This is a genomic window from Microbacterium sp. (genome assembly GCF_047607465.1).
GTDB lineage: Bacteria > Actinomycetota > Actinomycetes > Actinomycetales > Microbacteriaceae > Microbacterium.
The window spans coordinates 23692-31205 of sequence record NZ_JASGCY010000041.1 but is presented as its reverse complement, the minus strand read 5'-3'; the positions used below and the strand labels follow the sequence as shown (position 1 = coordinate 31205).

Genomic DNA, 7514 nt, shown 5'->3' with positions numbered 1-7514 from the left:
GCTCCTCGAGCAGCCGCGCGAGTTCGGCGCTCGGCGCCGGCGGATGCTCGGCGGCGGCACGGACGGCGGCCGCGGCCGTCTCGACGACGCCCCGCCGGGCGCCGAGCGGATCCATCGGCCAGGTCACGGTGGCGCCCGGCCCGTCGTACGGGTTCTGCTCCGGGTCCACGGCGCCGATCGCCTCGAGACCGAGCACCTGCACGGCTTCGAGCAGATAGGGGCTGGGGTCGCGGGGCCTCTTCTGCCCCGCCCAATGAGACCCGGTCAGCAGCAGGTCGGTGCGCGCGCGGGTGACGGCGACATAGGCGAGACGGCGCTCCTCCTGTTGCTGGTAGTCGCGGTACGCGGCTTTGAAGACCGTGAGGGCTCCGGGCGCCTTCTGGCTCGCGCTCGTCAGCGATGCCACACCCGCCTTCAGGCGCTTTGCCGGGTCGGTCTCGTCCAGCGGCGGATCCCACGTGAACCGCGGCAGCGCGTCGCGGTCTCCGCGCAGCGCGAACGGCACCACCCCGAAGCCGAACCACCCCGAGGTGTCGGTCGGGCGACCGGGCAGCTCGTCGACGACGAGGCGCACGACGGCGACCGCGTCCCATTCCAACCCCTTCGATCCGTGGATCGTCAGCAGCTGCACGACCCCCGGCTCCGGCGGTTCGGGACGCGGCATGAGCTCGTCGGTGCGCTCGGCCTTGTCGAGCCAGGCGAGGAGGCTCCCGATGCTCCCCCGCTCGTCGGCCGCGAGGAAGGCGCGCACCTCGCCGGCGAACGCACGCAGCTGGGTGGACGCCACCCGCGCCGGCCCCCTGGTCTCGTTCGCCGCCAGCTCGATGTCCAGACGCAGCTCGAGCTCGATGAGCCGGATCAGCTCGGGGATCGGCTGCGACGACGCCCGGCGCAGCCGCTCGAGCATCTCCCCCGCCTCCCGGATGCGCGCCCGCCCCTCGGGGGTGATCGCATCGAGCATCCGGTAGTCGTCGCGCACCGCGCGGACGATGTCGACGGCGTCGACGATCGAAACCGCCTCGTCGGCGCCGTGGGAGGACCGCAGGCGCAACCGCACCTCCTCCGGCAGCGGTGCGAGGTCGGTGCCGGTCTCCGACAACCGGCGACCGAGGTCGTAGAGCGCGGCCATATCGGCGACGCCCACGGCGAACCGCGGGCCGGTGAGCAGCCGGATCAGCGCCGAGCCCGCTGTCGGGTCGTGCACGACGCGGAGCGTGGAGACGACATCGACGATCTCCGGAGTGGACAGGAGGCCCCCGAGCCCGAGGATGCGGTGCGGGATCCCGTGGCCGGCGAGGGCCGCCGCGAAAGTCTGCATGTGCTTCTTCGAGCGGAACAGAACCGCTCCGGTGTGCGCTCTGCCCGCGCTGCCGGCGTCGTGCGCGCGACGGCGATCGGCGAACCACTGCGCGACCTCTTCGGCCTCGTCATCGACCGTGTGCGCGAAGCGCACCTCGGCGCGCCCATCCCCGGCTCCGGGGCGGGGCTCGAGCGGCGGCACGTCCAGTCCTGGCCTGTGCAGCGGCGTCAGCACCTCGTTGGCGATGTCGAGGATGCGCCGGTCGTTGCGCCAGCTCGTCATCAGGCTGTACGTCTGCGCGTCGCCGGTGGAGACGAACGCCCGGGAGAACGCGTAGAGGTTGTCGGCGCTCGCGCCGCGCCATCCGTAGATCGACTGATGGGGGTCTCCGACGGCCATCACCGCCGCGTCGCGGAACAGCTCGGCGAGGAAGCGTGTCTGGATCACCGAGGTGTCCTGGTATTCGTCGAGCAGGACGACCCGATGCTGCTCCCGCAGCTCCGCCCGCACGTCGGGGGCGGCGTCGATGATGTCGTAGGCGCCGCCGACCTGGTCGGCGAAGTCGAGCACGCCGCGACGCGCCTTCTCGGCGATGTAGTCGCGAACGAGCTGAACGAGTGTCGGCAGGCTGAGCAGGTTGGCTGCGGCCTTCTCGACATCGGAGTTGCTCCGGTACGGCTCGAACGCGAGGGCCTGATCGCGGGCGATGCGCACCGCCGCGTCGAGGTCGACCCGATGATCGAGCACGTCCCCGGCGAGGCGCTGCACGGCGTCGACGATGGTGCCGAGGGAGTGGTCGATGTCCTCGAGCCCCGTCAGGTCGCTGCGAAGGACGACCTCGCGCGCCAGCATCCACGACGCCGCCTGGCTCAGCATCGCGACGTCCGGGTCGCGACCGATCCGCGCGGCGTGCTCGCGCACGATGCTGTCGGCGAAGGCGTTGTAGGTGGAGACACGGGGACGGATCATCATCTCCTCGGCGGTGCGCGGGGTCGTCGGATCCCATCCGGTGCCGTAGGAGGCGGCGAGCTCGTCGAGCACGTGCCGTCGGACGAGCTCCCGCTGCCCGGCGGACGCGGCCTCGTCGACGCGGGCGAGAGCGCCAGAGGCGACGATATCGGGCAGATGCGGCAGGAGTCCGCGCCTGCCGTACTCGTCGATCACCGCGAGACGGGCGCCGATGCGCTCGGCGAGCTCGCCTGCGGCCTTGCGCGTGAAGGTGAGGCCGAGGATCTCGTCTCGCCGGACGTGGCCGTTCGCCACGAGCCACACCACGCGCCCCGACATCGTCTCGGTCTTGCCGCTTCCGGCTCCGGCGACGACGAGCGCCGGCACGGGCGGCGCCTCGATGACGCGCTGCTGAGCGGGTGTGGGCGCTGGCTGCCCCAGGGCTGCGGCGACATCGGTCGCCGAGAGTCCGAGCGTCCCGCTCCACGTCGTGAGCGCGCTCATGCGCTCACCGCCGGGACGGTGTGGATGCGGCACGGCTTCACGTGCCCGCCCTGCACGTCGGCGCAGTGCGCCTCGACCTGCGCGGTGAAGCTCGATGCCGACATGCCGCGGGCGGCCTCCGCGATGCGCCGGAGGAACGCGCGGCGCGCATCGTCGTCGAGCGTGTGCTGATGCGCGATCCGGTACTGGCTCTTGGCGAGCGTCTTGGAGACGAGGACCAGGCGCGCCCCGGCGAGAGCCGCGGGGTCGGCCCCGTCGATGAGTCCCTGCTGCACCGCCACCTGGTAGGCGGCGAGCTGCGCGTGCTCGAGCACGGCGGCATCCGACTCGGGGTCGCTCCTGCCGGTCTTGAGGTCGACGACCACGACCCGCTCCCCCGCCCCTGCCGACGCGATCGGCAGGGCGCCTCGGGCACGGGCGTGACCGAGATCACCGGAACCGGCCGGATACGCCTCGACCCGATCGATGAATCCGTGCACCACCGCCTGACCCGCGCGGTCATCCGCGACCTCGTGCACCGCCGGCTCCTCGCCGAGGTCGACGGCGAAGCGGAACTCCACCTCGCTCGCGATGACCCGTCCCCCATCAGCACGCACCTCCCCGAGGTAGCTGTGCAGCCGGTCGATGAGCAGGTCGGCACGACGGCGCTCCTTGCGGCCGATCCAGGCGGTCTCGAAGTCGAGCCCCGGCCAGCGCTCCGCGACGACCTCGCGCAGCCGTTCGAGCTCGCCGTCGGGCACCTTCTCCATCGCCTCGTGCACGATGGTCCCGATCCCGGCGGTGGGCGGCATCACGGTGTCACCGCCGAGGGCGGCGACGACCCAGTTCACGCCGCACTCCTCGAACGACTCCATCCGTGACGGCGATACCCTCGCGCCGTCGACGGCGAGGTCGCGCAGCGGCGCAGCGCTCGAAGCAGGCCGCACCCCGTACCACTCCGCCGGATCGGCGCCGGGCACGCCCTCGCGGGCGAGCACCGCGAGCTGGCCGGCCGCTTCGGCGCGTTCGGCGGCGTGCGACGACGTGGTGAGCACACGTCGATGGCGCGCGACGAGTCCGCGCAGCGTGAGCGGATGCTCGGCCGCGGCGTGGCGCTGGCCAGGATCGGGTGACGGCAGGAATCCGAAGAAGGCGCTCGGCGTCGAATCGTCGTCGTCGACGGCCGTGATGAGAAGCCGGCTCCGCGCACGCGAGATCGCCCGCACGAACAGGCGCAGTTCGTCGTGCAGGGCGGCCCGACGCCGATCGAGCGCGTCGGCGCCGTCGGCAGGACGGCCTTCACGCGCCGCGGTCAGCGCGTCGGCGAGACGCCAGGTCTGCAGCAGTCCCCCGCGCAGCCGCACGTTCGGCCACACGCCCTCCTGCACGCCGGCGACGACGACAGCGTCGAACTCCGTGCCCAGCGCCGTCGCCGGCGTCAGCAGCGTCACCCGTCCCGGCCGGTCGGGGCTCGACAGCGAGTCCTCCGGCACCTCGCTGTCGAGGATGTCGCGCACGAACACCTCGGGCTTCTCGTTCGGCGCACGCTCCACGAAGCGCTTCGCCGCATCGAAGAGGGCGACGAGCGCGTCGAGCGCACGAGCGGTCTCCGCTCCGCCGGCCTGCAGCGCCGTCTCGCGCCACGCGACCTGTAGCCGCCGGCCGTCGACGGCGCGCGACTGCTCCCACACGCGCCAGAGCAGGTCGTGGATCGTCTCGCCCCGCGCCGCCGCGTCCGACATCTCCGCGACGGTCGTCGCGAACCGGGCGGCGGCGCGCGATTCGTGCGCGTCGATGAGGTCGAAGTGGGCGGGGGCGGCGAACGCCTGACGCAGCAGCTCCCGCGCCGGCGTCGACCCCCCGCCCTCGAACTCGACGTGGCGCAGGCGCGCGCGCAGCCGCCGCAGCCCGATGGCGTCCATCCCGCCGAAGGGGGTGCGCAGCGCCTCCTCGATCTCGAGGGCGGTGCGCTCCTCGACGGGCGTGAGCGCCAGCCGGACGATCCCGACGATGTCGCGCACGACCGTCTCGCTGCCTAGCGGGCGCTGCACGCCGGCGGCCCGCGTGGGGATCTCGCGTGCGGCGAGCTCGGTCTCGAGCATCGTCACCTGGCGCGTGTCGTGAGCGATCACCGCCATCCGCTCCCATCCGACGCCCTCGCTCAGGTGCCACTGACGCATCGTGCCGGCGATGCGGTCGAGCTCCTCGTACGGCGAGGGTGCGAGGAAGGTGGTGACCGCCTTCTCGGTCTCCTCGTCGGCGACCGGCAGCGGCGCACGGCGATGATCCACCCGCCCCGACGCGCCGATGGCCTGGGTGACGGTGCGGGTGAGCGCGGTGAGCGCTGGTGCCTGCCGATGCGGAGACTCGAGCACGTGCACGTCGCCGAGCACGCCGACGAGTCGGGAGAAGAGCTCCGGCGTCGCCCCCCGGAACGCGCCGGAGGAGATGTCGGGATCGCCGAAGGCGAGCACGGAGACCCCGCGGTCGCGCAGCGCCTGCACGATCGCGATCCCGCCGCGGGTGAGCTCCTGCGCATCGTCGATGAGCACGACGCGGAGGGCGGCGAGCGGGCCGAGCGTCGCAGCATCCGCGGTGCACAGCAGAGCTGCGGCCTCGGCGAGCAGATCGGCCGCGTCGCGGTGAGCGGCCCTGGCTGCGTCGAGCACGAGCCGGTACTCCACGAGGAAGTCGGCCATCGCCGCCCACGTCTCCTCCCCCGCTGCACGCAGCTCGGCCGGGTGCGCGCCGAGCTCGGTGCATTCGGCGAGGAAGGCCCGCAGCTCCGAGCGGAACCCCTTCGAGGCGCGCACGCCGGGGCCCAGCGCCGCGGGCCACACGATCTCCTCGTCCTCGGCGTCGCCGGCGAGCAGCTCGGCGATGAGGCGGTCCTGGTCGGCGCCCGTCAGCAGCGCCGGCGGCTCGAGACCGCGCTGCACCATGGCTCCGCGCACGAGTTGGAAGGCGAACGAGCCCAGCGAGCGCGCCAGCGGCCCCGGAGTCGCCTGATCGACGCGTACGGCGATGCGGTCGCGCAGCGCCGTGGCCGCCTGCCGGCTGGGGGTGAGCACGACGAGCTCCTCCGGGCGCAGTCGGCGCGCTGCGAGGAGGTGCACGACGCGCTCGACCAGAGTGCGGGTCTTGCCGGTGCCCGGTGCCCCGATGATCACGCCGGAGGCGGCCGGCTCGGCCTCGACGACCGCTCTCTGCGCAGCATCCGATGTCATGGACCCCACGCTATCGGGGTGCTCCGACATCGCCGGGCGTCCGGGCGGAGGGCACTTGTGCGCTCACGGCGAAACCGGGCGCGACCCCGGTCTGGGCGTCGGCGCCCCGGGGTAGAGTTGGGCGCAGCCAGTCGCCTCAGGACAGCGCTGGACTACGACAAGAGGGAGCACGCGTGGAAATCCGCATCGGCATCGTCAACACCGGCCGCGAGCTGAACTTCGAGACCTCGGCGAGCGCCGACGAGGTCCGCGCGAGGGTGTCGGCCGCCCTCGAGCAGGGCGCGACCCACCTCGACTTCGCCGATGTCAAGGGCAACTCCTACCTGGTCCCCACGGCGAACCTCGCCTTCATCGAGCTGGGCACCGAAGAGTCCCGCCGCGTCGGCTTCGTCGCCTGAGCATGTACATCCTCCTCGCGCTCATCGCCGCCTGCGCTCTCGGCATCGCCGCCCACTTCCTCATCGACGGGCGTGAACTGCGCGGTGTCGCCGTGACACCGGTGATCGCCACCGCGGCCGCGGCGATCATCTACACGGCGCTGCAGTGGGCCGGCATCGGCCAGGACAACCTGTGGCTGTGGGTGGCGAGCATCCTCGGCTCCGTCGCCCTCGCGGCCATCGCGACGATCGCACTCGTCGCCGTGCGACGCCGGACGGATGCCGAGGCGAAGGCCGCCCTCGGCATCTGATCAGGGCGCCGATCCTCCAGCGCATCCGCTTTCGCCATGCGTGGGCTCGAGCCGTCCTACGAGGCCAGGCCCATCGCATCCATGCGGCGTGCGTGCGCGCCCATGAGCTCGGTGTACACCGGCTCGATGCGCTCATCGTCGGCGGCCTCCAGCCGCTCCGGCCGCAGCGCCGAACGGCACACCAGGATCGTGTCGCCGACGAGGCGGCGCGCCCACATCGACAGCAGCGAGCGCCACTCCTCGTCGCTCTCGATCGTCTCCTGGATGATCGCGACGATCTCATGGCGAGCATCGTCCTCGCCGAGGATGCGCCCCACCTCCTCCCCCGTGTCCCCGTAGCTCGAGGCGAGCGCGAGGTAGAAGTCGTCGAGCAGCCCAGCGGTGATGTAGACGGCGAGCACGGTCTCGCGCGGGCGCGCGCCGATCGTCTTCCGCCGGAACGTGTCGAGGTTCTCCCGGAACGGCAGCATGAGCTGAGTGGGGTCGTCGCCGCGTGCGGCGATGAGCTCGACGATGGCGCGGTGCTTGGTCAGCGCCGCCCCGGCTGCACGCGACAGCGCCTCCTTCTCGGCGAGATCGGGGGTCGCGCGGATGAGTCGCGTGAGCGTCTCGAAGTAGCCGAGCTGCAGATAGGCCGCCTGACCGAGGAAGCGGTTGAGCTCCGGAGCGAGTTCGGCGAAGTCGATGCGCGTCGCGCCGCCCTGATCGCCGCGACTGCGCAGCGTGAGGTTTCGCTTGGGCGCCTTGTTGCGTCTCCAGAACCAGTTCACCACGCTCACAGACTACTCGTGCCGCGCCTTTCCTCTCGCGCGAAGACGCTCCGGTAGGCTGGTGCCGTCCCCGCCGTCGGAGCGGGGCCCGCGCCTGT

5 protein-coding genes are annotated in these 7514 nt (G+C 72.5%); 2 read left to right on the top strand and 3 right to left on the bottom strand.

What is annotated here, in order from left to right; genetic code table 11:
- Nucleotides 1–2752 (bottom strand): ATP-dependent helicase (locus QM568_RS05295; protein ID WP_415136564.1); only part of this gene is annotated, 2752 nt, incomplete at its 3' end.
- Complete coding sequence (locus tag QM568_RS05290; protein WP_415136562.1) at nt 2749–5958, bottom strand: ATP-dependent helicase; 3210 nt, start codon at nt 5956–5958, stop codon at nt 2749–2751. The genes QM568_RS05290 and QM568_RS05295, both read right to left, overlap by 4 nt.
- Before the next feature lie 173 nt (nt 5959–6131).
- Here QM568_RS05290 and QM568_RS05285 point away from each other — a divergent pair, with 173 nt between their 5' ends.
- Both QM568_RS05285 and QM568_RS05280 read left to right on the top strand, forming a co-directional pair.
- Nucleotides 6132–6356 (top strand): DUF3107 domain-containing protein, encoded by a 225-nt coding sequence (locus QM568_RS05285; RefSeq protein ID WP_415136560.1) that lies wholly within the window; start codon nt 6132–6134, stop codon nt 6354–6356.
- Between the two features lie 2 nt (nt 6357–6358).
- The gene (locus QM568_RS05280; RefSeq protein WP_415136558.1) at nt 6359–6646 is read left to right on the top strand and encodes a hypothetical protein; all 288 of its coding nucleotides are present in this window, start codon (nt 6359–6361) and stop codon (nt 6644–6646) included.
- Nucleotides 6647–6702: 56 nt separating this feature from the next.
- On the opposite strand, the gene QM568_RS05275 is transcribed toward QM568_RS05280, so the two are convergent.
- Nucleotides 6703–7419 carry a ferritin-like fold-containing protein gene (locus QM568_RS05275; protein ID WP_415136556.1) on the bottom strand — a complete coding sequence of 239 codons (717 nt, stop codon included), beginning with the start codon at nt 7417–7419 and terminating at the stop codon, nt 6703–6705.
- Between the last annotated feature and the right edge of the window lie 95 nt (nt 7420–7514).